We start from the raw sequence: 23,975 nt of genomic DNA, 5'->3' as shown, positions 1-23,975 counted from the left end.
CTCCTCAGTTCGCCGCCGTGCCGCGGGTCACCACTTTGCCGAGGCCCGCAATGAGCCGGTCGAGCACAAAGCCGATGATGCCGACATAGAACAGCGCCAGGATGATTTCGCTGATATGCGAGGAATTCCACGCATCCCAGATGAAGAAGCCGATGCCGACGCCGCCGATCAGCATTTCCGCGGCGACGATCGCGAGCCAGGACAGGCCGATGCCGATACGCAGGCCGGTGAACATGTAGGGCGCGGCCGCCGGGATCATGATCTTGGTGAAGAACTCCAGCGGGTTGAGCTGCACGACGGCCGCGACGTTGCGGTAGTCCTGCGGGATGTTGCGGATGCCGACCGCGGTGTTGATGATGATCGGCCACACCGAGGTGATGAAGATCACGAAGATCGCCGAGGGCTGGCCGTCGCGAAATGCGGCCAGCGACAGCGGCAGCCAGGCGAGCGGCGGGATGGTACGCAGCACCTGGAACAGCGGATCGAGCCCGCGCATCGCCCAGACCGACTGTCCGACCAGCGTGCCGAGCGCGATGCCCGCAATCGCCGCCAGCGAATAGCCGTAGGCGACGCGCTGCAGGCTGGCGGAGAGATGCCAGAACAGGCCCTTGTCGATGCCGCCATTGTCGAAGAACGGATCGAGGATCAGCTCCTTGGTATCTTTGAACACTTTCGACGGCGGCGGCAGGCTGGAGCCGGCGCGCCGGCAGATCAGCTCCCACACCACCAGCAGCAGCGCGACCACGATCAGCGGCGGCACCACGCGCGCCGCGGTCTCCTTCGCCATCCTGGCGTAGATCTCGGCGCGCGGCGCGCGCTTCGGCGTCATGGTCACGACCGGCGCGGCGGCAGCGGCCGTCGGGATCGCGACCGCCGACACTTCGGTCTTCATGGCAGGCATCGACATTGAACGAAAATCTCCATGGTCAAAAAAAGGAGAGCCGCACTGCTCGCGCGGCTCGCTCAAATCAGACGTCAACACGCTTGATGGACAACGACTTCAGATAGGCCGCGGGATCGGCGGGATCGAACACCTTGCCGTCGAAGAAGGTCTCCTTGCCGCGCGAGGTCGAGGCCGGAATGTCGGACACGCCAAGCTCCTTGGCGGCCTCTTTCCAGAGATCCTCGCGGTTCACCTTGGCGATCAGCGCCTTGGTGTCGAAGCCTGCCTCGTACTTGCCCCAACGGATGTCTTCCGTGAGGAACCAGAGGTCGTGGCTCTGATAGGGATAGGAGGCGTTGTCGCTCCAGAACCGCATCTGCTGCGGCGAATTCTCGATCACGCGGCCGGTGCCGTAGTCGAACTTGCCCTTCATGCGGTCGGTGATGTCCTCGACCGGGCAGTTGATCCACTGCCGCTTGGCGCAGATCGCCGCGGTCTCCGCGCGGTTCTCCGCCTTCTCGCACCACTGCTGGGCTTCCATGACAGCCATCAGCAGCGCCTTCGCGGCCTTCGGGTTCTTGTCGACCCAGGCGGCGCGCAGGCCGAACGATTTCTCCGGATGCTTGTCCCAGAGCTCGCCGGTCGTGATCGCGGTATAGCCGATCTCCTGATGTATCAGTTGCAGATTCCACGGCTCGCAGACGCAGAAGCAGTCCATCGTGCCGACCTTCATGTTGGCCACCATCTGCGGCGGCGGCACCACGATGGTCTCGATGTCCTTGTCGGGATCGATGCCGCCAGCGGCGAGCCAGTAGCGGATCCACAGATCATGCGTGCCGCCCGGGAAAGTCATCGCGGCCTTCACCGCCTTGCCGGAGGCCTTCTTCTTCTCCAGCGCCGCCTTGAACGGCGCGGTGTCGATGCCGACCTTGAGATCGGCATATTCCTTGGCGACCGAGATGCACTGGCCGTTCAAATTGAGCCGCGCCATGATGTACATCGGCGTCGGCTGATTGTTCTGCGTTACCTTGCCGGCCGAGATCAGATACGGCATCGGGGTCAGGATATGCGCGCCGTCGATACCGTTGCCCTCGGAGCCGAGCACGAGGTTGTCGCGCGTGGTGCCCCACGAGGCCTGCTTCTGCACCTCGACATCGGGCATGCCGTATTTGGCGAAGATGCCCTTCTCCTTGGCGACGAACAGCGGCGAGGCATCGGTCAGCGCAATGAAGCCGAGCTTGGCGCCCTTCACCTCGGGACCGGCGCCCTGCGCGAACGAGCCTGCGGGAAAGTTGAGCTTGGCCGCGGCGAGCAGCGCGGCGGCGCCGCTGGTTGCCTTCAGGAGCTGACGGCGGCTGAGGCCGCGGCTTGGCGGCTTGTCGGTGGGCTTGGTCATCGGTCGTCCTTTGCGTCGTTGCGTTGCGGTGTTGCGTCAGTGCGTCGAGCGCCGTCCTCCGGATGGCGACGCGCGCAGGGCGCAAAAAGGCGTGCACCGGGAAGGCCCCAGTCTGGCGGCGTCAGAAATCCGATGGGGTAGCCTCGAGGGACGGCTTCAATGGCGTCGGCTAATGATGATTCAAGCCTTGTGCCAATCTACCGCAGTGCAAAAATCGATTTTGATGCAAAGCCTTGCGCAACATGTCGCAGCCCGCGCGAATTTTCCGCGCGCTGCCAAAAGTTGCGATTCGCCCATGCGGCGCACAAGAATTGGGCAGAAGCGTTCGGAAACCGATCAGGCGTCTTCGGTGACCTTGGCGCCGAGCGGCGCGGGCGCCATTCCGCCGCCGGGCTTCACATGGAATTCGTAGGTCATCAGGCTCCACGGCCCATCCGAACGCTGGCCATCGGGCATGACAGGATCGGTGCGGCGCTCGACCTTGGCGATCAATTCATCCTTCACGCCGAACACGACGTCGGAATCGATGTACTTGTCGCCCTCGACGAAGACATGCGTGATCAGCGGCTCGTAGCCCTTGGCGTTGACCAGGAAGTGCACATGCGCCGGCCGCATCGGGTGACGGTTGGTCTGCGTGATCATCTGCCCCACCGGGCCGTCGGTCGGGATCGGATAGCTGCACGGCACGATAGTGCGGAAGAAGAAGCGGCCGTCGGCATCGGTGATGAAGCGCGCCCGCGACGACGGACCTTCGGTGGCATAGCTCGGCTTCTGCGAGTCATAGAATCCGTCATCGTCCGCGTGCCAGATATCGACCGGCACATTGGCCAGCGGCTTGCCGTCAAGGTCGGTGACGCGGCTCTGCACGAACATGCGCTCGCCCGGCAGGCTTGCCGAGATGTCGGTGCCGTGCGGCGTCACCTTGTGCTCGCCGACATAGAACGGGCCGAGCACGGTGGTCTCGGTCGCGCCGTCGCGATCGCGATGGTTGACCGCATCGACCAGCATCGACACGCCGAGCACGTCGGACAGCAGGATGAACTCCTGGCGGATGTCGGTGCACTTCTGCCCGGTGCGGGTCAGGAAGCCGATCGCCTGGTCCCATTCCTCGAAGGTGAGATCGGTCCTGCGCACATAATCGTGCAGCGACTTCACCAATTCCTGCAGCAGGAACTTGGCCCGCGGATCGGGTGTCTGGTCGAAGCTGCGGATGACGGCGGCGGTGAGCTCGGTTTCGTTGAACTGGGTCATCTCGGCGTTTCCCTTGACGGATACCTTGGCAGATACTTTGGGCCCCTTGGGGGGCGCGATTGCAGGGGCGACGGTACACCACCAGCTCAAGGCCGGTAAGCGGCAGCGGATTGGTGCAGCAGACACTTTTCGGCTATCAAGGCTGCCTTGCAAGCCGGAGAAACGCCTGATGCTAGCCCCCACGCCTGCCTCGCCCGAATCCGCGGGAATGTCGACCACTGCCCTCAACCGTCTCGAAGCGCATCTGAAGAGCCGCTACATCGATGCCGGCCGTTTTCCCGGCACGCAGGTCCTGATCTATCGCCGCGGCAAGATCGTGCATTCCACGGTCCAGGGCTTTGCCGATCTCGAGCGCAAGGCGCCGGTCAAGGACGACACCATCTTCCGCATCTATTCGATGACCAAGCCGATCACATCAGTCGCCTTCATGATGCTGGTCGAGGAAGGCAAGGTCGCGCTCGACGAGCCGGTCGCGAAATATATTCCGGAATGGAAGAACCTCGGCGTATTCGTCGCCGGCACCGCGCCCGCCTTCCTGACCCGCCCACCGACGCGGCCGATGCAGATCGTCGACCTCTTGCGCCACACCTCGGGCCTCACTTACGGCTTCCAGCAGCGCTCCAATGTCGACGCGGCCTATCGCGAGAAGAAGATCGGCGAGGTCATCAAGGCCGGCACGCTCGACGGCATGATCGAGGACCTGGCGAAGATCCCGCTGGAGTTCTCGCCGGGCGAAGCCTGGAACTACTCGGTCTCGACCGACGTGCTCGGTTATCTCGTCGGCAAGATCTCCGGCCAGCCGTTCGAGCAATTTCTGAAGGAGCGCATCTTCAAGCCGCTCGGCATGAACGACACGGATTTCTTCGTGCCGGCCGACAAGGCGCATCGGTTTGCCGCCTGCTATTCCGCCGATCCGCAGGGCGGCTTCAACCCGCTCGCCGCCGAGCGCAAGGGCACACTGACGCTGCAGGACGATCCGACCACCAGCTCGTTCCTGGCGCCGCCTTCGCTGATCTCGGGCGGCGGCGGACTGTGCTCGACCGCGGCCGACTACCTGACCTTCTGCCGGACGCTGCTCAATGGCGGCGAGCTCGGCGGCGTCAGGCTGCTCGGCCCGAAGACGCTGAAGCTGATGACCTCGAACCATCTGCCCGGCGGCGTCGACCTGCCGGCGATGTCGCGCTCGATGTTCGCCGAAGCCGCCTATAACGGCATCGGCTTCGGCCTCGGCTTCGCCGTCACCATGCACCCGTCGCAGACGCTGATCGCCGGCAGTCCAGGCGAATTCAACTGGGGCGGCGCCGCGACGACGTCGTTCTTCATCGACCCGGCCGAGGAGCTGATCACGATCTTCATGACCCAGGTGCTGCCGTCGAGCGCCTATCCGCTGCGGCGCGAGCTGCGCACCATGGTCTACGCCGCGATCACCGAGAGCAATCTCTGACACGACGTCATTCCGCGGCGCACACTCCTCGTTCGAGCATGATCCTTTCGGAAAACCGCTTCACACTTTTCCGGATCATGCTTTGGGCGCCGCGGAACCTTTCTGATATAAAACTATTTCCTTTGGCGAATTTTTCCCGCCTCCCCTAAGCTCGCAGCGAATGGGCACCGACCCGGGGACTTCGTGCCGAAACTGACATTGCCAGTCCGTCTCGCGCTTCTGGTCGCGGGAACGATGTTGCCGCTGATCATCTTCGCGGCGGGATCGTCTTCCACAATTATCAGCGGGATCGTCAGGCGGCCACGCAGCGCGTGCTGGAGACGGCGCGCAGCATCCGTCTGCTGCTCGATGCGGAAATGCAGCGCATGACCGGCGGGCTGCAGGTGCTGGCCCTGACCAACTCGCTGCGCAACAGCGACCTCGACAACTTCCGCCGCGTCGCGGTCGGTTTCATCGACCAGTACGGCAAGGAAGGCGTGGTGCTGGTGGCAGACCGCGCCGGACGCCAGGTGTTCTCCTCGCTGACGCCGGACACCGCGAGCCTGCCGCCGCGCAACAATCTCGAGATCCCCGAGAAGGTGTTCGCGACGCGGCAGCCGCAATACTCCAACCTGTTCTTCGGCGCGGTGAAGCAGCGGCTGATCATCACCGTCGAGGTACCGGTGATGCGCGACGGTGAGGTGCTCTACGACATCTCCTTCAGCCCGCCGATCGAGGTGTTCCAGGCCATCATCGAGAAGCAGCGCCTCAACCAGGACTGGACCATCTCGATCTTCGACAGCGACGGCGTCAACCTCGCGCGGGTGCCAAATCCGCAGGCGACCATCGGCCAGCGCGCCTCGCCATCGCTGTTTGCCGAGATGTTCCGCCGCGGCGAGGCGACGCTGCCGACCGTGTCGCTGGAGGGCGTGGCGCTGATCACCGGTTTCACCCGGTCGCGCGTCACCGGCTGGACCGTCGCCGCGGGGATCGCGGAGAACTCCCTGGTAGCGCCGCTGTGGCGCTCGCTGGCGATCACCAGCGTGATCGGCGGCGTCCTGCTGCTGGTCGGGCTCGGCTTTGCGGTGCGGATGGCAACCACGATCGCGCGCGGCGAGATGCTGCACGACCTGCTGATCGAAGAGCTCAACCACCGCGTCAAGAACACACTGGCGATCCTGCAATCGATCGCCACGCAGACCTTCCGCAGCGCAAGCCGCGCCGAGCGCGACAAGTTCGAGGGGCGGCTCGGCGCGCTGGCCGAGGCGCACAATCTGCTCTCCACCGACAAATGGCAGGGCTCCGACTTCCAGGACGTCGTCAGCCGCGTGCTGCGGCCCTACCTCTTGAACACGTCCGCGCGGGTCAGGATGTTCGGCCCCCGCGTGCCGCTGTCGCCCCGGCTTGCCTTGGTGCTGTCGATGATCCTGCACGAGATGGCGACCAACGCCGCCAAATATGGCGCACTGTCCAACGACACCGGCACGGTGACGCTGGATTGGGAAATCCTCAACGAGAGCCCCGGACCGAAGCTGCGGATGATCTGGACCGAAACCGGCGGCCCACAGGTCACCGCGCCGGTCCAGCGCGGCTTCGGCTCCCGGCTGATCGAGCGCAGTGCCCGCGACCAGCTCGGCGGCGAGGCCACCGTGGATTTCCTGCCCCACGGCGTCGTCTACACCGTGACCAGCACCCTCGAAATCGACGGCTGACCCGGCAGGAGTGGCCGATCCTGCGACATCTTGGCACGCAAGTTGCTATGATTGGCGGGCTCGGCCGGCCAGAAACAGGGGGAAGTCATGTCGACCATCGCAGCAGAAGCGACAGTTGCGCGCAAGCCGCTTTACACATCACTGTTCGTGCAGGTGCTCGTCGCGCTGCTGCTCGGCATCCTCATCGGCATGGCCGCGCCCGATTTCGCGATCGGGTTGAAGATCTTCAGCGATGCCTTCCTGAAGCTGATCTCGATGATCGTGGCGCCGATCGTGTTCTGCGTCGTCGTGCACGGCATTGCGGGTGCCGGCGACCTCAAGAAGGTCGGCCGGGTCGGCGTCAAGGCGCTGGTCTATTTCGAGGCGATGACGACGGTTGCGCTCGTGGTCGGCCTGCTGCTCGCCTATCTGTTCGGCCCCGGCCACGGCATGAACATCGACACCTCGACGCTGGATGCCAAGGCGCTCGGCAACTATGCCAACAACGCGCAGAAGCTGAAGGGCGAAGGCATCGGCAGCTTCCTGCTCAACATCATTCCGACCACCTCGTTCGACGCGCTGTCGCGCAACGACGTGCTGCAGGTTTTGTTCTTCGCCATCATCTTCGGCGTCAGCCTGGCGCTGGTCGGCGGCGAGAAGGGCGAGAAAATCTCCTCCTTCATCGACGCGGTCTCGACCGTGCTGTTCCGCGCCATGGGCCTGATCGTGCGCTTCGCTCCGATCGGCGTGCTCGGCGCCGTCGCCTATACGGTCGGCAAATACGGCGTCGGTTCGCTGAAGCAGCTGCTGTCGCTGGTCGCGCTGTTCTACGTGTCGGTCGCGATCTTCGTGCTCGGCGTGCTCGGCGCCGTGATGGCGCTCGCCGGCATCAACATCCTCAAATTCCTCGGCTACCTGCGCGAGGAGCTGATGATCGTGGTCGCAACCGCATCGTCCGACGCGGTGCTGCCGCAGGTGATGCGCAAGCTGGAGCGTTTCGGCGTCAAGGATTCGGTGGTTGGCCTCGTGATTCCGACCGGCTATTCCTTCAACCTCGACGCCTTCTCGATCTACCTGACGCTTGCGGTCGTGTTCATCGCGCAGGCGACCAACACGCCGCTGTCGTTCGGCGACCTGATGCTGGTGCTCGGCGTGTCGCTGATCACCTCGAAAGGTGCGCATGGCGTGCCCGGCTCGGCGATCGTCATCCTGGCGGCGACGCTCAACGCCGTGCCGAGCATCCCGGCGATTGGCCTCGTGCTGGTGCTCTCGGTCGACTGGTTCATCGGCATGGCGCGCGCAGTCGGCAATTTGATCGGCAACTGCGTCGCCACCGTCGTGGTCGCGGCATGGGAAGGTGACCTCGACCGCGACAAGGCCCGTCGCGTGCTCGAAGGCGCCGAGGCAGTTGACGTGACTGCGGGCTGAGCCGCGCGTCCCAAGCCGAGCGGCGTCCCGCGCGTGGCGCGGGGCGCTGACTTACTTGATCAGCCTCAAATACGGCGGCAGTTGCCGGGCCGTCGATTGTTCCAGCACGGGCTCACCCGAAGCGATCATGTCACAGAGGGCCTTCAGCTCGGAATCCGTCACCTTGTGGAGTTCCATCCGAAGCTCGAGGATGGCGAGGGACAACAGCCGTGCCGTCTCCGTGTTCGCCCGGTCGGTCAGGAACGCCTGACATTCCTCCAGCGTTGCAAGCAGCGCCAGCAACCGTTCTTCCGTGTTTGCGACCGCCATATCTTCAACTCCCGAAGCCGCGAGGTAGAGTCGAGGCGTTCCCCTCTTTCGCTTCATTGGCCCCTCCCGCCAGAGTTCGCCGGCTTGTCGTAGGCACACATTTGTTCCAGATGATTGAGAACTTTTGGGCAATTGTCCAGCAACATTCCGAAAGCCTGACTTGGACTTACGTCAAACTCTTGCAAATCGGATGATTCAGTCAAGCACCCGCCGGCCCCTTCTCGACCTGAGGCTGCACTAGCTGGGGTTGCATCCGTGCAACGACGCCCGTACAATATAGTGGCCCGTAGAACTACGGGCGCTGTGCATTGACGCCTATTATGCATGTGCGCAAAATCTGTGTCGATCAAACTCGCGCTAGTTGTGGTTTGGTCAATATTTTGCCAAATGTAGAGGGCGGGGTGTCGACAGACACCTTGGCGCGGTCGACTTCAGGTAGTCGACCGAGTCGGTACTAGGGTGTTTCCTTGCGCGTTTGCGTTTGGATACCATCCCGCGATCTTCCTGGATTTCGTAGTTCAGACGAACTGGCGATCCACTCGAGCTTAACGCGGTACATCATGAACGTGTCCCTGACCCAGCCGGGCCAGGGATTCTCGATTTGAAGGACGGGTCACAAGAATGAACAGATCAGCAGCAAAGAAGATGAAGCAGCGCAGTGCCGGCAAGCCGGACATTGAGTTGGGCAAGCGGATTCGCCTGCGCCGTGTCGAGCAAAAGATCTCGCAGGCCGAACTCGGCGACAAGCTTGGCGTCAGCTTCCAGCAGGTTCAAAAGTACGAGAAGGGCGTCAACCGTGTCGGCGCTGCCCGCCTTCAACAGATCGCGACCGCGCTGGATGTGCCGGTCACCTTCTTCTACGACGGCGACAATAAGGCCCGCGAAGTCGAGAGCCTGCTGTTCCTCGACAGCGCGTTCAGCCTCCGGTTGCTGCGCGCCTACAGCAAGATCAAGGATCAGACGGTGCAACGTCAGCTGGTGTCGCTGATGGAATCGATCGCCGCCAACGAAGACTGAGCGCGGATCGGGTCGCGTCACCGCGAACGCGATCCCACCACACCGCAACGGCCGGTCACCGGCCGCTGCGGCTGCACACGCCGGTCGGGCCAGGAAGACGTCGAAGCGCTGCCATCGCCGATGGCGGCGCTTTTTCTTGAGGCGCGGCTGTCTTTCAAGATTTTGTGATCCAGGCGGATAGCTTCAGTCCCCGCCGGATGCGCGGTCATGAAGCGGCGACGAGCATCGCGTCATGATCCCGCCGCTCCACGTGAGCATGATCTTCGCGCAGGCGGCCGCGCATGCGCGCCGCGCTTTTCCAGCTCGCGCTTCGACTGCTCATCTCGCGGAGCGCATGCGCGCGCAATGCGTCGCTATTCTGTCGCGCGGCCAATTGTCGCCCGCGCATCAGGCGACCTCATAACTCCCGCATTTCCTCAGTTGAACCGGCGTCGCCAGAACCAAGTGCACGAGCCTGTCTTTTTTGTCGCAGCAACGAAGTGGCCCGCATGGACGTTCTCAGGCTTCAACCAAGGAGATCTCGATGAATATCAAGCTTGCCGTTATTGGACTCGCCGCGCTTGGAAGCGCAGCGTTGATGTCCGGCGCGGCATCCGCGATGCCCAACGGGCTTCCGCAAGCCGGTCACATCGCGGGCGAAACGTCCAATGTCGACAAGGTGCGCCAGGTCTGCGATCGCTGGGGCCGCTGCTATTGGCGACCGGGCGCATACGGCTACTACGCACCGCGCCATCACGGATGGCATCATCGTCCGCAATTCCACCATCGCCCGCATCATTACGGGCACCGCCCTCATCACGGCGGACATCACGGCGGACACCATCGCTAATCATCAGCGAGGGGGCTTCGGCCCCCTCACCCTCCCGCGCTAGAGCGCTGCCAGCACCGCCTTCGCGACATCGGTCGTGCCGTTGCTGCCACCGAACTCAAACGGCTTGATGCCGTCGGCGTAGACCTTGTCGACCGCGCGCTCGATCCGCTCGCCGGCCTCGGCGGCGCTTTCGAGCCCATGCTTGTCGGCTAGCCAGTCCAGCATCATCGCGGCCGACAGGATCATCGCGGTCGGATTGGCCATGCCCTGCCCCATGATGTCGGGCGCCGTGCCATGACACGGCTGAAACACCGCGTAGCGGTCGCCGATGTCGGCTGACGGCGCCATGCCCATGCCGCCGATCAGACCGGCGGTGAGATCGGACAGGATGTCGCCGAACATGTTCTCGGTCACCATGACGTCGAAGTCCCACGGACGCTTCACCAGCGCAGCCGCGGCCGCATCGATGTAGAGGTGGTCGGCCCTGACGTCGGGATGACGCTTCGCAGTCTCATCGAAGATGTTCCGGAAGAATGCGAACGCCTTGAACACGTTCGCCTTGTCGACGCAGGTCAGCCCGCCATTGACCTTGCCGCGCGCCTTGCGGCGTTCGGCGAGCCGGAACGAGAACTCGAACAGCCGCTCGGAGGTTTGGCGCGTGATCACCATCGTCTCGCGCGCCTCGCTGTCGGTGACGACGCCCTTGCCCATCGAGGCGAACAGGCCCTCGGTCGATTCCCTGATCACGACGAGGTCGATACCCCGCTGGTCGGCGCCGACGATCGTGCTCGATACGCCGGGGATCAACCGCGCGGGCCGCACGCCGGCGTAGAGATCGAAGATCATGCGCAACTCGATCTGCGGCGCGATCTCGGTGTTGTCGGGGTAGCGCACCGACGGCAGGCCGCAGGCGCCGAGCAGGATCGCATCGGCCTCCTCGCACAGCCGGATCGTGCTCTCCGGCATCGACTTGCCGGTTTCCTTGTAATGGCCCGCGCCGGCCGGCGCCTCGGTGAAGCGAAATTTGAGACCGGCCGACGCCTCGATCTTGCGCAGCACGTCGAGCGCCGGCGCCATCACCTCGGGGCCGATGCCATCGCCACCGAGGACGGCGATGTGGAGTGCGTTGTTGGCCGACATGAGATTCTCCGGAGCACAACAGTCATTCCGGGGCGATGCGGAGCATCGAACCCGGAATCTCGAGATTCCGGGTTCACGCTTCGCGTGCCCCGGAATGACGGAAGGGAGACTACGGCGTCAGCACCGCGCGGCCGACCAGCTGGCCCTTCTGCAGGTTGGTCAGCGCCTCGTTCGCCTTTGCCAGCGGCATCGGCGTGACCGGGATCGCCGGAATCTTCTTGGTCCGCACGAGGTCGAGCAGTTCCTGGGTCTCGCGCAGATTGCCGACATAGCTGCCCTGGATGGTGACCGCCTTGATCGGGATCAGCGGCAGCGCCCAGGGCGCGCCGCCGCCGAACAGGCCGACGATCACGAGCTTGCCGCCCTTGGTCAGGCAGTCGAAGCCGAGCTGCGAGGTCTGGGCGTTGCCGACCAGATCGATCGCGGCACGGATCGGCTGGCCGGCCTTCTTGACAAGCTGCTCCAGCGCGTCGGGCGCCTTGCCGTCGACGGTCGCGAGCGCGCCGGCGGCTTCGGCCGCCTCACGCTTCCTGGCGTCGATATCGACCACGATCGCACCCTTGCCGCCCATCGCCTTCAACAGTGAGAGCGCCATCAGCCCGAGACCGCCGGCGCCGAAGATCACGATCGGTGTGTCGAGATCCTTCTCGACCTTCTTCAGCGCGCTGTAGGTCGTGACACCGGAGCAGGCATAGGGCGCGGCCGTGACGGGATCGAGCCCCTTGAGGTTGAGCAGATACTTCGGATGCGGCACCGTCATGTGGTCGGCGTAGCCGCCGTCGCAATAGACACCGAGCGCATTCGGCTTGATCGCGCACATGTTCTCGTCGCCGCCGAGGCAGGTCGGGCATTTGCCGCAGCCGAGCCAGGGATAGGCCAGAGCGATATCGCCGACCTTGAGGCCGCCCTTGTCGGCGTCCCTGACGTCGGGCCCGAAGGCCACGATCTCGCCGACCGTCTCATGGCCCATCGTGCGCGGCAGCGAGACGCCGCGATCCTTCAGGGACAGCGGCTTGCGGCCGTGGCCGAGATCATAGCCGCCCTCCCAGATATGCAGGTCGCTGTGGCAGACGCCGGCGGCCTTGACCTTGATCAGCACCTGCGTGCCCGACGGCTGTGGCGTCGGCTGATCGACCTCCTTCAAGGGGGCGTTGAAATCGACGACCTGGAAACTCTTCATCGCTGTTCTCCCGTAGCTTGTTCTTGCGGCGGACCTTGCCACGCCTGCCCGTCCGGGACAAACGCGGTGTCGGCCTCCGGATATTTAGATCAGGGGATGATGGCAAGCCGCGAACTGGCCGGGCGCAACCACGCGCAGTTCCGGCACTTCGCTGGCGCAGCGCGCGTCGGCCCGCGGGCAACGGGTGCGGAAGCGGCAGCCGGAGGGCGGCGCGATCGGCGACGGCGGCTCGCCGACCGGCACGCTCTGGGTCGGGCGGACATCCGGATCCGGCACCGGGATCGCCTCGATCAGCAGCGCGGTATAGGGATGCGCCGGCCGTGCAAACAACTGCTCCGACGGGCCGACCTCGCAGAGCCGGCCGAGATACATCACCGCGACGCGATCTGAGACTGCCTTCACCACGGCGAGGTCGTGGGCGATGAACAGCAGGGTCAGGCCGTAGCGCGCCTTCATCTCCTCCAGCAGATTGAGGATCTGGGCGCGGATCGAGACATCGAGCGCGGACACCGGCTCGTCGCAGATCACGAATTCCGGATTGAGCACCAGCGAGCGGGCGATGCAGATGCGCTGGCATTGTCCGCCGGAGAATTCATGCGGCAGGCGTCCGCTCACCAGCGCCGGATCGAGGCCGACCGCCGACAGCACGTCACTGACGCGCCGCCGGCGTTCCTCGGGATCCTTGACGCCCGCGATCACCAGCGGCTCGGCGACGATGTCGCCGATCCGCCGCCGCGGATTGAGCGAGGCAATCGGGTCCTGGAAGATCAGCTGCACGCGCCGGCGCATCTTGCGCAGTGGCTCGCCCTTCAGTGTGGTGAGATCGTGCCCATCGAACAGCACCTTGCCGGAGACGGCCTGGCGCAATTGCAGCACCGCGCGGCCAAGGGTGGACTTGCCGCAGCCGGATTCGCCGACCAGCCCCAGCGTCTCGCCGCGCGCGATCTCGAGACTGACATCGGAGACGGCATGGATGGTCTTGCCTCCCACCGAATATTCGACGACGAGGTTTTCCACCTTCATCAGCGGATCGGGTGCTGCCTGCAGCATCATGCGCGGACCCCCGCGGTGATCGGATGGAAGCAGGCGTAGAGATGCTCCGGCGTTTCGGCCCGGCTGAGCTGCGGCTTCTCCGCGCCGCAGCGCTCCGCGGAATAGCGGCAGCGCGGCGAGAACGAGCAGCCCTTGAGCGGCCGGGTCGGATCGGGCGGCCGCCCCGAAATCGCCGGCAGCGGCGTATGCGGCGCGACGTCGAGCTTCGGCAGCGCGGCGAGCAGCGCCTCGGTGTAGGGCATCCGCATCTGCTTGAACAAGGCAGGCGTCGGCGCGCGTTCGACGACGCGTCCGGCATACATCACCGCGACCTCGTCGGTGCGGCCGGCGACCACGCCGAGGTCATGCGTGATGATGATCATCGCCATGTGACGGCGCTGCTGCTCGCGCGCCAGGAGATCGAGGATCTGCGCCTGGATCGTGACGTCGAGCGCGGTGGTCGGCTCGTCCGCGATCAGGAGCTGTGGCTCGCAGGACAGTGCCACCGCAATCGCGACGCGCTGGCGCATGCCACCGGAGAGCTGGTGCGGATATTGCGCGAGGCGCTGCTCGGGCGCGGGAATGCCGACCGCCGCCAACAGTTCGATGCTGCGCTGCCGGGCCTCGGCGAGATCGAGCTCGAGATGTTCCACAATGGTCTCGATCAGCTGGGTGCCGATGGTCAGCACCGGATTGAGCGAGGTCATCGGGTCCTGGAACACGACCGCGAGCGAGCGGCCGCGCAGCTTGCGCAATTTCTCGGCCGGCAGTTTCGTCAGATCCTGCCCGTCGAACATCACGCGGCCGGACAGTTTCGCCTTCTTGGGCAGCAGCTGCAGGATCGCGCGCGACAGCATGGTCTTGCCGCACCCGGACTCGCCGACGATGCCGAGCGTCCTGCCGGCGCCGACGGCGAGATCGACATGATCCACCGCCCGCAGATTGCCGCGCGGCGTCGGCAGGTCAACCACCGCATTCTCGACCGAAAGCAGCGTCCGGCTCATAGCGCCCCCTGCCTGGGATCGGTCAGCGCGCGCATCGTATCGCCGATCAGGTTGAACGAGAGCACGGTCAGGAACATCGCGATCGCCGGAATGAAGGCGAGCCGCGGCGCCACCTCGAGGCTCTCACGCCCCTCCCCGATCATGCTGCCCCAGCTCGAGATCGGCGGCGGCACGCCGAGGCCGAGAAAGGACAGCGAGCCCTCGACCACGATGGTGACGGCGACGCCGAGCAGGAAGAAGGCGAGCAGCGGCAGCATCACATTGGGCAGCAGCTCGCGCAGCAGGATGCGCGCATGCGTGGCGCCGAGCGCCTGCGCCGCGATGACGAATTCGCGTCGCGCCAGCGACAAGGTCGCCGCCCGCGCCACCCGCATGAAGGCTGGAATGCCGAGCACGCCGAGGATGCAGGTCAGATTGAAGATCGACTGGCCGAGATAGGCGGTGACCGCAAGCGCCAGGATCAGCGGCGGGAACGCCAGCAGCACGTCCATGCTGCCGACCACGAAGGATTCGAAACGGCCGCGGAAATAGCCCGCGAGCATGCCGAGCGCGCCGCCGATGGTGACACCGATCATCGGTGCGCAGAGGCCGACGATCAGCGAGATGCGCGCGCCATAGATCAACCGCGACAACTCGTCACGGCCGAGACCGTCGGTGCCGAGCCAATGCTCGGCGGAGATCGGCGCCCGCCGCTCCAGCATGTCCATGTCGGTCGGGCTCGGCAGCGGCAGCAGGTCGGCAAAGATCGCGACCGTGAACACCAGCGCCATCCAGCCGATCGCGATCCAGAACAGCATGCCGAGCCCGCGGCGGCGCCGAGCCGGCGTCGCACCGGCCTCTTCCTCGAGGCTGAGCTCAAGCGTGGCCATGGCGGATCCTCGGATCGAGAAGGGCGTAGAGCATGTCGACGATGAAATTCATGATCACGAAGCCCGCGGCAACCAGCAGCACCACGCCCTGCAGGATGATCAGATCGCGGGTATAGATCGCGCCGACCAGGAGGCGGCCGATCCCCGGCAAGGCGAAGATCGACTCGACGATGACGGCGCCACCGATCAGGCGGCCGATATTGATGCCGGTGATGGTGACGAGCGTCAGCGACGACGGCTTCAGTGCGTGCACGAACAGGATGCGCGACGGCTTGAGGCCCTTCGCCTTGGCGAGCGCGATGTAGTCCTCCTGCAGCGCCGCGATCATGTCGGAGCGCAGCACGCGCATGATGCCCGGCCATTCCGCAAGCCCGAGCGTCAACGCCGGCAGCACCATGAAGCGCAGATTGGCGACCGGGTTCTCGGTGAACGGCACGTAGCCAGTCGCCGGCAGCAGGCGCAGCTCGACCGCAAACAGATAGATCAGCAGGATCGCGGACAGGAAGGTCGGCACCGACAGCATGCCGAAGGCCGAGCCGGTCATGAAGCGGTCGAACGCGCTGCCCGCCTTGGCCGCGCAGGCGATCGCCAGCGGCACGCCGATCGCGAGCCCGATCAGCTCGGCCAGGATCATCAGCTCGAACGAGACCGGGACGCGGTCGCTGACAGCCTGCAGCACCGTCTGCCCGGTGCGGAAGGATCGTCCGAAATCACCCTGCAGGATGTGCCACAGCCAGCCGAGGTAGCGCAGCCAGATCGGCTGATCGAGCCCCATGTCGTGACGCAGGGCCGCGACGTTCTCCGGCGTCGCTTGGTCGCCGAGGATCACATAGGCCAGATCGCCGGGCAACAGCGAGGCGATCACGAAAGTCAGGACCGAGACCGCGATCAGCACCGGTACCAGGTACAGGAGCCTACGCGCGACGAAGAACAGCATGAAAGGCTATTCCTTCCAGGCGTCGGAGACGTCGAGCACCCCGTTGAACATCTTCGGCACGCCCTTCACCTTCGCGCTCGAGATTGCGTAGTAGGTGTTCTGGAAAGTCCAGAACCAGATTGCTTCCTTGTTGATCAGGCGGCTGATCGCGCAATAGTCCTCGGTGCGCTGGGCGACGTCGGCCGTGGTCCGCGCATGCTCCAGCAACCGGTCCAGCTCTGGATTGGAGTAGTTCGCGAGCGCCACCGGGCTGCCGGTGTGGAAATTGGCGTACATCTGGGGATCGGGATCGGCGAGATCGACGATGCGCCACGGCGTGAGCTGGAACTGGCGCATGAAGGCGCGCGGCGGAATGGTCGCCTGATCGACCTGCTCGATCTCCATGTTGGCGCCGATGCGCTTCCAGAATTGCTGCAGCACCTGGCCGCCGGTGCGGCCGCGCGGCGTCGCCGTGACCAGCATCTTGAATTCGACCGGCTTGCCGTAATCCTTGATCAACGCCTTGGCCTTTTCGACATCGTAGGGCAGCGCGCCGTCATCCTTGCACTTCACCCAGGACCCGTCGCCGTAGGGATTGCTGGCCGGTCGCGCCAGACCATTGGTAATCGCCTGCGACATCTTCGTGCGGTCGAGCGCCATCACCAGCGCCTGACGCACGCGCACGTCGTCGAACGGCGGGACCTTGGTGTTGAAGGCAGCGACTGCAGCCCCCGAGCCTTCATAGGTATGCACGGTCAGGCTCGTGTCCTTGCGCGCCCTGATGATGTTGTCGGCATCGGCTTCGTCGTCCCAGATGATGTCGGCCTCGCCCGATTGCAGCGAGGCAAAGCGCGACTGTGCATCCGGCAAGGGCTTCAGGACGATGCGGTCGAGATACGGCTTGCCCTTGTTCCAGTAGTCCGGGTTCTTCTCGAGCACCATGCGGTCGCCGGCGGTCCAGGACTTCAGGATGTAGGGACCGGTGCCGACCGGGTTGCGGTTGTAGTCGTCGCCCTTGGTCTTCCATGCGGTCGGCGACTGCATGACGTTGTTGGAGCTTTGAATGGTCTGCGTCGCCGGGAAGTTCACGGCCGGGTCGCTGAAATTATAGACCACCGTCAGGTCGTCGACCGGGTTCACGCTGATGATGTTCGTGATGTAGAAGGCGCAACGGCATTTGTTGGCGGGATCCTTCTGGCGGTCGAAATTCTCCTTCACAGCCTGCGCGTTGAATGGCGTGCCGTCATGGAATTTGACGCCTGGCCGCAGCTTGATGGTCCAGGTCTTGAAGTCTTCCGAATGCTCCCATGACAGCGCGAGCTTCGGCTTCACCTCGCCCTTGTCGTCGAGTGTGGTCAGCGTGTCGAAGATTGCGGCCGCCGCGGTATTGGCTGAGGTGTCGTAGACGCCGACCTTGAGCGGGTCGAAGCCGGGAATGTCGAGTTCCTGGCCAACGTTGAGCGTGCCGCCCAGCTTCTGCGCATTGGCCGGTGCAGCGAATGCCGCGGCACTGAATCCCGCCACAAGAAATATGCGCGCAACGGCGTGCGCGCGCCCGACCAGCTTCATCAATGCTCCCTCCCAGGTGGGCGACGTCCGGTGTTCCGGATCGTCGTCTGTTGGGCGGCAGATTGTCCGGAATCGCCGCGCGCGACAAGACCGTAATACGGATGAAAAGCCGCAGGCTTAATGACGCGCCGTCTTCGCCGGTTGCGCTGCGAAGCCTGCGATCTGATCCTCGGAGAGCCCGATCTCCTTCAGATAGGACAGCGTGTGCTCGCCGAGCGTCGACATCCGCTTGCGCGCACCGACCGTGGCGCCTGACATGCGGAATGGCAGATTGAGCACCTTGAAGCTGCCGCCGCCGTCCGCAACCTCGGCCAGCGCGCCGCGATGGGCGATTTGCGGATCGGCGAGTGCCTCGCGCACGGTGCGATAGGCCGATGACGGCACGCCATACTCGTTGAGCGCGGCAAGGCAGGCCTGCGTGCTGACCGAGCGCGACCACGCCTCCACGCCCTCCATCAGGCCCGCCCAGTTCTCCCGCCGATCGGCATATTTGGCGAAGCGCGGATCGGAAACCCAATCGGGACGACCGATCACCTGCATCAGGTTCTGGAACGTCTTCTCGCTGGCGATCGCCACCATCACGTAGCCGTCGGTGGTCTCGATCGGGCCGAACATCGGGCGCTGGGTTTGCTTCACCTCGAATTGCGACCATTGCAACTCGTTCAGGGTCAGGCTCAGCATCGATTCCAGCATCGAGACGTCGATGTGCTGGCCCTTGCCGCTGGCGGCGCGCTGGTAGAGCGCCGCCGAGATCGCACCGAAGGCGTAGACGCCGGTCAGCACATCGGCGTGGTAGATGCCGCAATAGTCCGGCCGGCTGCGGCCCGGTTGGTAGGCGAGATGCGCCATCTCGTAGCCCGAGGCGGCATGGATCACCGGTGCATAGGCCGGCAATTCCGCCGACGGGCCGGTCTGACCGTAGCCGGAGATCGAGCAAAAGATCAGTTTTGGATTGATGTCGCGGATAGAGGCATAGTCGAGCTTCAGCCGCCGCATCACGCCGGGACGGAAATTCTCCGCCAGCACGTCGGCGGTGGCGATCAGCCGGCGCACGGCTTCGACGCCGGCCGGCGACTTCAGGTCGAGCACCAGGCTGTTCTTGCCTATATTGAGCTGGCCGAACGCCGTCGAGCAATTGTTGCGCACCGGCGGCCGCGTCCGCATCGTCTCGCCCTCGGCGGGCTCGATCTTGATCACCTCCGCGCCCATGTCGGCGAGCATCCGCGTGCAATGAGGTCCGGCGATCGTGGTCGAAAAATCGAGCACGCGAAGGCCGTCGAAGCTCCGTGTCAAATTCCCCTCATCGTCAGCGGCTATGGTCGTCGGCAAGGCTTCCTCCACCTTCGTCATTGGTTGTTCGGCGTCGCGTGACCCTAAAGTGAGCCGCCCTGGCAGGAAAGCGTCTCGTCCAGACCGGGAGCGCGGGCCGTCTTGCATTTTACTCAAAGGCAGATTGGACCCGATCTTGCATAGCCATGTCACGGGCTGGAACGAGGGCGCTTGTTGAAGGTCTTATTCGTCACGACGGAGATGGACGATTTCGTCCGCGTGGGCGGGCTCGCCGCCGTTTCCGCCGCCCTTCCACGGGCGCTCCGCCCGTGGAGCGACGTCAGGATCATGCTTCCCGGCTACCGGGATGTGGTCGAACAGTTCACGCATGTTGAAATCGTTGGGCAATGCCGAGCGCTCGCCGAGATGCCGGCCTGCACGCTCGGGCTTGCGTCGACCAGGGACGGACTTCCGGTCTATGTGCTGCTGTGCCCGCAACTCTACGAGAGGCCGGGCAATCCCTATGGCGATGAGTCCGGCCGCGACTGGCCCGACAACGACATACGCTTCGGCCGCTTTGCCTCCGCCGCTGCCGAACTTGCAGCCGGGATGCTGGACAAGAATTGGGCAGCGGACCTCGTACACGCCAACGATTGGCAGGCGGCGCTCACACCGGCCTACCTCGCCTGGCGCAACGCGCGGATTCCGTCGATCCTCACCATCCACAATCTCGCCTATCAGGGCCTGTTTCCGAAGGACTCGCTGCGGCGGATCGGCGCACCGGAAAGCTCATTCCACATCGACGGGCTGGAGTTCTACGACAAGCTCTCCTTCCTTAAGGGCGGCCTCGTCTACGCCTCGCATCTGACTACGGTCAGCGCGACCTACGCCAGGGAGATCACAACCGCGGAGCTCGGCTGCGGTCTGGAAGGCCTGCTCCGCGTGCGCTCCGACGCCGACCAGCTGACCGGCATCCTGAACGGCATCGACGAGAGTTGGGATCCGCGCCATTGCGCGCAGCTCGCACAGCCGTTCGGCTCCGGCGACTGGAAGGGCAAGCAGGCCAACGCCGACTATGTCCGCCGCCAGTTCGGCCTTGCGGTCTCGCGCGGGCCGATCTTTGGCCTCGTCGCCCGCCTCGTGCATCAGAAAGGCGTCGACCTCGTGCTGTCGGCCGCCGACGAGATCGTCAGGGACGGCGGACAGATCGTCGTCACCGGCAGCGGCGAGCCGGCCATCGAGGATGCGCTGGTGGCCGCGCATCGCCGCCGGCCCGATGCGATCGGCGTGATCATCGGCTTCAACGATGGGCAGGCGCGCCGAATCTTCGCCGGCAGCGATTTCACCCTGATGCCGTCGCGCTTCGAGCCCTGCGGCCTCAGCCAGATGTATGCGCAGCGCTTCGGCTCGCTGCCGATCGGCCACCAGACCGGCGGGCTTGCGGAAACCATCGCCGACGGCGAGACCGGCTTCCTGTTCGCGCAGCCGTCGGCGGAATCCTTCCTCGGCGGCGTCAGGCGCGCCTTCGACGCCTACCGCGCCAAGGACCGGCTCAACGCCATGCGCTCCAGCGCGATGGCCAAGTCCTACAGCTGGGACCTGTCGGCCGCCTGCTACGGAGCGCTGTACAAAAGGCTGATCATGCCGCGCGTGATGGCGTAGGCGGCTCGCCTCGCGGGCTTGTGAAGCCGGGCGGCTGTGGGATCCCACCGGCCCGGTAACAATCGGGTCATTGCACCGAACCTTTCAGGCAATCACGTCGCCACACGGCTGGACGACGACGCATGCGTGAAATTGCGAATGATGACTTTTGGCCAAACGCGATTGCGATGGAGGAACATCATGGACGTCAACGAAGAGCGCCTCAATTCATTCATGGGAAAGATGATCGGCGATGTCGGCGCGGCGATGAATGCCTCGTTGATGCTGCTGGGCGACAAGCTCGGGCTGTACAGGGCCCTCGCGCAGGGCGGGCCGATGAATGCCGCGGCCCTGGCCAAGGCAACGGGAACGGCCGAGCGCTACATCCAGGAGTGGCTGTCGGCGCAGGCGGCCTCCGGCTACATCGAGTACGACAAGGCATCCGGAAAATTCTCGATGCTGCCCGAGCAGGCGCTCGCGCTGGCCGACGAGGACAGCCCGGTCTTCCTCGGCGCCGTCGGAAGCCTGGTCGGCGCGACCTTTCTCGATGAGCCAAAAATTACCGACGCCTTCAAGACCGGCAAAGGCGTCGGCTGGAACAGGCGCAGCGAGTGCCTGTTCTGCGGCACCGCCCGCTTCTTCCGCACCAGCTACAAGCACTATCTGGTGCAGGAATGGCTGCCGGCGCTCGAGGGCGTCGTCGACAAGCTGAAGAAAGGCGCCGTCGTCGCCGACGTCGGCTGCGGGCACGGCGTCTCGACGCGATTGATGGCGGAGGCGTTTCCAAAATCAACCTTCTACGGCTTCGATTATCACGAGGGCTCGATCGAGGCGGCGCGGAAGTCCGCGCGGGAGGCGGGATTGTCGGACCGCGTTCATTTCGAAACGCATTCCGCCAAGACATTCCCGGCCAAGGGCTATGACCTGGTGTGCTTCTTCGACTGCCTGCACGACATGGGCGATCCGGTCGGCGCCCTCAAGCATACCCGCTCCACCCTCGCCGACGACGGCACCTGCATGCTGATCGAGCCGTTCGCCAACGACCGGCTGGAGGACAACCTCAATCCGATCGGGCGCGTCTACTACGCCGCCTCGACGATGATCTGCACGCCGGCGTCGCTGGACCAGGAGGTCGGGCTCGCGCTCGGCGCGCAGGCCGGAGAGGCAAGACTGCGCGAAGTAGCGCGTCAGGGCGGCTTCTCGCGGTTCCGCCGCGCCGCGGAAACGCCGTTCAACCTGATCCTGGAAGCCCGCCCGTAAGGACGGGCCACCGCGCAATGCGATTGGGCGGCGGCACCACGCCGCCGCCCAATGCTGCAATGCTGATCTGATCCCGCGGCCGCTCGTTGCGGCCTGCGTCCTCGACGCTCCGCTACCAGTCCTGTTGCGATTGCCAGAAGTACTGGCCGCCGCGTCGGCGCGGATTGGCGGCTTGCGGATTGCCGTAAATCTGGGGATTGCCGTACTGGGGATTGCTGTATTGGGGACTGCCATACGGGGTACCGTATTGGGTGCCCGATTGGGGATTCCAGCTGCGCTGATAGAAGAAGCCGAAACCGTCGTCGTCCCTGCTCGCAACCATGTCGTCGGTCATCATGGGCCGGGTCGGCTTGCGTGTGATGAAACCGCCCTGGGGCTGGTTGCTCAGAACCGCGACGAACTCGGTGCGATAGTTGGTCTCGGCGCTCAATGGCTCGTCCGAGATGATGATCGAAGAGCGCGCAACGGCGGTCGGCGCGATGCGGTCCAGCACATCCTGCGGGATGGTGACACGATCGAGCGCATTCCTGGCGTTGTCGCCATCGTCGATCGACACCTCGGTCCAGCGCAGGCCGCCGGCGTCGTTGCGCGCCATCGCCGTGTAGATGTGCGTGCCGATCGGTTTGTCCGGATCGCGGATGGTTACGGGAACCTCGATGCTCGAGTCGAACACCTCGCCGCCGTCAGCCCATGCCTTGTGGGTGTTGCGCCGGACGTAAAGCTTCTGCGTCGCGCGGCTGATGTAGACGGACACCGGCTCCAGCGCGAGCTTCGCCTCGGTCGCCGCCTTCTGGGTATCCGCCTTCTTGGTCTCGGCCGCCTTGGCGGCGTCCTTGGCGGCGGCTGCGGCGTCGAGCTTCGGCTTGGCGTCGCCCTGGGCGGCCTCGAACTGCGTGGTCGCTTCGGTGGCCTTGGCCACCGCCTTCTGCTTCAGATCCTCGGCGCGCGCCTTGGCCTGGTCGGTCTTGGCCGCGGCGAGCGTCTTGTCGGCCAACGCAACCGCAGCATCGGCACGGGTCTTGATCTGTTGCAATTTGCGCAGCGACGCCGGTGTGAACAGTGCGGCCTCCTTGGTCGCGGCTATCGAAGCCTTCTTCGCCTCGTCGGCTGCCTTGGCGGCATCCGCGGCCTCGCGGCCGAGCTTCTCGGCGCGCGCCGGAGCTGCCGCAATGGCTTGCGCGTTCGGCACGAACAGCGCCGGATGGGTGAAATCGACCGGGGCCGGGTCGTTCGGCGCGATGATCACCCGCATCCCGATCCGGGTCTTGTCGAACAGCTTCTCGGCAAAATCGTAGGGCATCCGGACGCAGCCGTGCGAGGCCGCATATCCCGGCAGCGGCCCGCCATGCAACGCGATGCCGTTCCAGGTGATGCGCTGCATGTTGGGCATCCAGGCATCGTCATACAGGGTCGAGTGGTGGTCCTTGTCCTTCTCGATCAGCGCAAAGACGCCGGCCGGCGTCTCGCGTCCCTTGACGCCGCTCGAGACCGGCGCACGGTAGATCCAGCCCTCGGCGTCGTAGAGCGTCACCTTCTGGGCCTTGATCGACACGATCGCCATGATCGGCTCGCCAGCGGTGCGCGGCGCGGTCGCCTCGACGGCTGCCGCGGGACGCTGCTCTTTCGCCGCGACGCCGCCGGCCAGTGACGCAAGTGTGACCATCGCTGCGAAAGTCACAAAGGCGGGTTGGCCCCAACGCCGCATCGCTCCGGTGGTTTGCGCCGTCGTCGTTCGATGTACCATGCCGCTCCTCGGTCGAAATGCCTGCCCGCGCTCCGTCAATCCCGTACCAGACCGCGATTTTGGATTGATTAATCGCCGCCACGGTCCAACGCGCGAACTCGCTCCTGGGGACCATCGGACTCGTTCCAGCAGCAAATCACTT

General features: G+C 64.8%; 20 protein-coding genes and 1 pseudogene. 7 read left to right on the top strand and 14 right to left on the bottom strand.

Features of this window, described 5'->3' with window-relative positions; all coding sequences use genetic code 11:
- Nucleotides 1-4: 4 nt before the first annotated feature.
- From ntrB to ACZBJS_RS16925, 3 genes are all read right to left on the bottom strand, one after another.
- Nucleotides 5-907: a nitrate ABC transporter permease gene (gene ntrB, locus ACZBJS_RS16935; protein WP_253640374.1), complete on the bottom strand. Its 903-nt coding sequence runs from the start codon at nt 905-907 to the stop codon at nt 5-7.
- 61 nt (nt 908-968) lie between these two features.
- Nucleotides 969-2,279 (bottom strand): CmpA/NrtA family ABC transporter substrate-binding protein, encoded by a 1,311-nt coding sequence (locus ACZBJS_RS16930; protein WP_463438904.1) that lies wholly within the window; start codon nt 2,277-2,279, stop codon nt 969-971.
- Between the two features lie 336 nt (nt 2,280-2,615).
- Nucleotides 2,616-3,530, bottom strand: a complete 915-nt coding sequence (locus tag ACZBJS_RS16925; RefSeq protein ID WP_463438903.1) for an intradiol ring-cleavage dioxygenase — start codon at nt 3,528-3,530, stop codon at nt 2,616-2,618.
- Between the two features lie 169 nt (nt 3,531-3,699).
- On the opposite strand from ACZBJS_RS16925, the gene ACZBJS_RS16920 reads away from it, so the two are divergent.
- The 3 genes and pseudogenes from ACZBJS_RS16920 (at nt 3,700) to ACZBJS_RS16910 (ending at nt 8,072) form a co-directional block, all read left to right on the top strand.
- Nucleotides 3,700-4,974, top strand: coding sequence for a serine hydrolase domain-containing protein (locus ACZBJS_RS16920; RefSeq protein ID WP_057017516.1), 1,275 nt, complete (start codon nt 3,700-3,702; stop codon nt 4,972-4,974).
- A 234-nt stretch (nt 4,975-5,208) separates the two neighbouring features.
- Nucleotides 5,209-6,665, top strand: a pseudogene (locus ACZBJS_RS16915) (sensor histidine kinase).
- A gap of 87 nt (nt 6,666-6,752) precedes the next feature.
- Entirely contained in the window at nt 6,753-8,072 is a 1,320-nt protein-coding gene (locus ACZBJS_RS16910; protein ID WP_463438902.1) for a dicarboxylate/amino acid:cation symporter, read from the top strand.
- Between the two features lie 51 nt (nt 8,073-8,123).
- On the opposite strand, the gene ACZBJS_RS16905 is transcribed toward ACZBJS_RS16910, so the two are convergent.
- Nucleotides 8,124-8,381 (bottom strand): hypothetical protein, encoded by a 258-nt coding sequence (locus ACZBJS_RS16905; RefSeq protein WP_141340336.1) that lies wholly within the window; start codon nt 8,379-8,381, stop codon nt 8,124-8,126.
- 621 nt (nt 8,382-9,002) lie between these two features.
- Between ACZBJS_RS16905 and ACZBJS_RS16900 the strand changes: the two genes are divergently transcribed.
- Nucleotides 9,003-9,398: a helix-turn-helix domain-containing protein gene (locus ACZBJS_RS16900; protein WP_016844123.1), complete on the top strand. Its 396-nt coding sequence runs from the start codon at nt 9,003-9,005 to the stop codon at nt 9,396-9,398.
- Nucleotides 9,399-9,603: 205 nt separating this feature from the next.
- On the opposite strand, the gene ACZBJS_RS16895 is transcribed toward ACZBJS_RS16900, so the two are convergent.
- Complete coding sequence (locus tag ACZBJS_RS16895; RefSeq protein WP_463438901.1) at nt 9,604-9,786, bottom strand: hypothetical protein; 183 nt, start codon at nt 9,784-9,786, stop codon at nt 9,604-9,606.
- Nucleotides 9,787-9,921: 135 nt separating this feature from the next.
- On the opposite strand from ACZBJS_RS16895, the gene ACZBJS_RS16890 reads away from it, so the two are divergent.
- Entirely contained in the window at nt 9,922-10,227 is a 306-nt protein-coding gene (locus ACZBJS_RS16890; protein WP_463438900.1) for a hypothetical protein, read from the top strand.
- A gap of 39 nt (nt 10,228-10,266) precedes the next feature.
- Here the strand turns inward: ACZBJS_RS16890 and ACZBJS_RS16885 are convergent, their stop codons facing one another.
- From ACZBJS_RS16885 to ACZBJS_RS16850, 8 genes are all read right to left on the bottom strand, one after another.
- Nucleotides 10,267-11,349 (bottom strand): isocitrate/isopropylmalate dehydrogenase family protein, encoded by a 1,083-nt coding sequence (locus ACZBJS_RS16885; protein WP_463438899.1) that lies wholly within the window; start codon nt 11,347-11,349, stop codon nt 10,267-10,269.
- A gap of 109 nt (nt 11,350-11,458) precedes the next feature.
- Complete coding sequence (locus ACZBJS_RS16880; protein WP_057017522.1) at nt 11,459-12,529, bottom strand: alcohol dehydrogenase; 1,071 nt, start codon at nt 12,527-12,529, stop codon at nt 11,459-11,461.
- Nucleotides 12,530-12,613: 84 nt separating this feature from the next.
- A complete protein-coding gene (locus ACZBJS_RS16875) occupies nt 12,614-13,582 on the bottom strand; it encodes an ABC transporter ATP-binding protein (protein WP_057017523.1) in 969 nt (322 codons plus the stop codon).
- On the bottom strand, nt 13,579-14,565 hold the full coding sequence (locus ACZBJS_RS16870; protein ID WP_057017524.1) for an ABC transporter ATP-binding protein: 987 nt from the start codon (nt 14,563-14,565) through the stop codon (nt 13,579-13,581). The genes ACZBJS_RS16875 and ACZBJS_RS16870 overlap by 4 nt, the downstream gene beginning before the upstream one ends.
- A complete protein-coding gene (locus ACZBJS_RS16865; RefSeq protein WP_092082680.1) occupies nt 14,562-15,434 on the bottom strand; it encodes an ABC transporter permease in 873 nt (290 codons plus the stop codon). The genes ACZBJS_RS16870 and ACZBJS_RS16865 overlap by 4 nt, the downstream gene beginning before the upstream one ends.
- Nucleotides 15,421-16,371: an ABC transporter permease gene (locus tag ACZBJS_RS16860; protein WP_253640377.1), complete on the bottom strand. Its 951-nt coding sequence runs from the start codon at nt 16,369-16,371 to the stop codon at nt 15,421-15,423. Before ACZBJS_RS16860 ends, ACZBJS_RS16865 begins: the two co-directional genes overlap by 14 nt.
- Nucleotides 16,372-16,377: 6 nt before the next feature.
- Nucleotides 16,378-17,919, bottom strand: coding sequence for an ABC transporter substrate-binding protein (locus tag ACZBJS_RS16855; protein ID WP_057017527.1), 1,542 nt, complete (start codon nt 17,917-17,919; stop codon nt 16,378-16,380).
- A 117-nt stretch (nt 17,920-18,036) separates the two neighbouring features.
- Nucleotides 18,037-19,269, bottom strand: coding sequence for a CaiB/BaiF CoA transferase family protein (locus ACZBJS_RS16850; RefSeq protein WP_463438898.1), 1,233 nt, complete (start codon nt 19,267-19,269; stop codon nt 18,037-18,039).
- 153 nt (nt 19,270-19,422) lie between these two features.
- Between ACZBJS_RS16850 and glgA the strand changes: the two genes are divergently transcribed.
- Entirely contained in the window at nt 19,423-20,850 is a 1,428-nt protein-coding gene (gene glgA / locus ACZBJS_RS16845) for a glycogen synthase GlgA (RefSeq protein WP_456815811.1), read from the top strand.
- A gap of 180 nt (nt 20,851-21,030) precedes the next feature.
- Nucleotides 21,031-22,089 carry a class I SAM-dependent methyltransferase gene (locus ACZBJS_RS16840; protein ID WP_057017529.1) on the top strand — a complete coding sequence of 353 codons (1,059 nt, stop codon included), beginning with the start codon at nt 21,031-21,033 and terminating at the stop codon, nt 22,087-22,089.
- Nucleotides 22,090-22,201: 112 nt separating this feature from the next.
- Here the strand turns inward: ACZBJS_RS16840 and ACZBJS_RS16835 are convergent, their stop codons facing one another.
- Entirely contained in the window at nt 22,202-23,833 is a 1,632-nt protein-coding gene (locus tag ACZBJS_RS16835; protein ID WP_456815810.1) for a L,D-transpeptidase, read from the bottom strand.
- Nucleotides 23,834-23,975: the final 142 nt, after the last annotated feature.

The organism is Bradyrhizobium sp. KZN70725 (assembly GCF_055264925.1).
This window is presented reverse-complemented; position numbering and strand designations above follow the sequence as displayed.

Bases quoted from the DNA above. Each gene is read 5' to 3' on its own strand.
- ntrB (WP_253640374.1), bottom strand. From the start codon at position 907: ATGTCGATGCCTGCCATGAAGACCGAAGTGTCGGCGGTCGCGATCCCG.
- ACZBJS_RS16930 (WP_463438904.1), bottom strand. From the start codon at position 2,279: ATGACCAAGCCCACCGACAAGCCGCCAAGCCGCGGCCTCAGCCGCCGT.
- ACZBJS_RS16925 (WP_463438903.1), bottom strand. From the start codon at position 3,530: ATGACCCAGTTCAACGAAACCGAGCTCACCGCCGCCGTCATCCGCAGC.
- ACZBJS_RS16920 (WP_057017516.1), top strand. From the start codon at position 3,700: ATGCTAGCCCCCACGCCTGCCTCGCCCGAATCCGCGGGAATGTCGACC.
- ACZBJS_RS16910 (WP_463438902.1), top strand. From the start codon at position 6,753: ATGTCGACCATCGCAGCAGAAGCGACAGTTGCGCGCAAGCCGCTTTAC.
- ACZBJS_RS16905 (WP_141340336.1), bottom strand. From the start codon at position 8,381: ATGGCGGTCGCAAACACGGAAGAACGGTTGCTGGCGCTGCTTGCAACG.
- ACZBJS_RS16900 (WP_016844123.1), top strand. From the start codon at position 9,003: ATGAACAGATCAGCAGCAAAGAAGATGAAGCAGCGCAGTGCCGGCAAG.
- ACZBJS_RS16895 (WP_463438901.1), bottom strand. From the start codon at position 9,786: ATGCGCGGGCGACAATTGGCCGCGCGACAGAATAGCGACGCATTGCGC.
- ACZBJS_RS16890 (WP_463438900.1), top strand. From the start codon at position 9,922: ATGAATATCAAGCTTGCCGTTATTGGACTCGCCGCGCTTGGAAGCGCA.
- ACZBJS_RS16885 (WP_463438899.1), bottom strand. From the start codon at position 11,349: ATGTCGGCCAACAACGCACTCCACATCGCCGTCCTCGGTGGCGATGGC.
- ACZBJS_RS16880 (WP_057017522.1), bottom strand. From the start codon at position 12,529: ATGAAGAGTTTCCAGGTCGTCGATTTCAACGCCCCCTTGAAGGAGGTC.
- ACZBJS_RS16875 (WP_057017523.1), bottom strand. From the start codon at position 13,582: ATGATGCTGCAGGCAGCACCCGATCCGCTGATGAAGGTGGAAAACCTC.
- ACZBJS_RS16870 (WP_057017524.1), bottom strand. From the start codon at position 14,565: ATGAGCCGGACGCTGCTTTCGGTCGAGAATGCGGTGGTTGACCTGCCG.
- ACZBJS_RS16865 (WP_092082680.1), bottom strand. From the start codon at position 15,434: ATGGCCACGCTTGAGCTCAGCCTCGAGGAAGAGGCCGGTGCGACGCCG.
- ACZBJS_RS16860 (WP_253640377.1), bottom strand. From the start codon at position 16,371: ATGCTGTTCTTCGTCGCGCGTAGGCTCCTGTACCTGGTACCGGTGCTG.
- ACZBJS_RS16855 (WP_057017527.1), bottom strand. From the start codon at position 17,919: ATGAAGCTGGTCGGGCGCGCGCACGCCGTTGCGCGCATATTTCTTGTG.
- ACZBJS_RS16850 (WP_463438898.1), bottom strand. From the start codon at position 19,269: ATGACGAAGGTGGAGGAAGCCTTGCCGACGACCATAGCCGCTGACGAT.
- ACZBJS_RS16840 (WP_057017529.1), top strand. From the start codon at position 21,031: ATGGACGTCAACGAAGAGCGCCTCAATTCATTCATGGGAAAGATGATC.
- ACZBJS_RS16835 (WP_456815810.1), bottom strand. From the start codon at position 23,833: ATGGTACATCGAACGACGACGGCGCAAACCACCGGAGCGATGCGGCGT.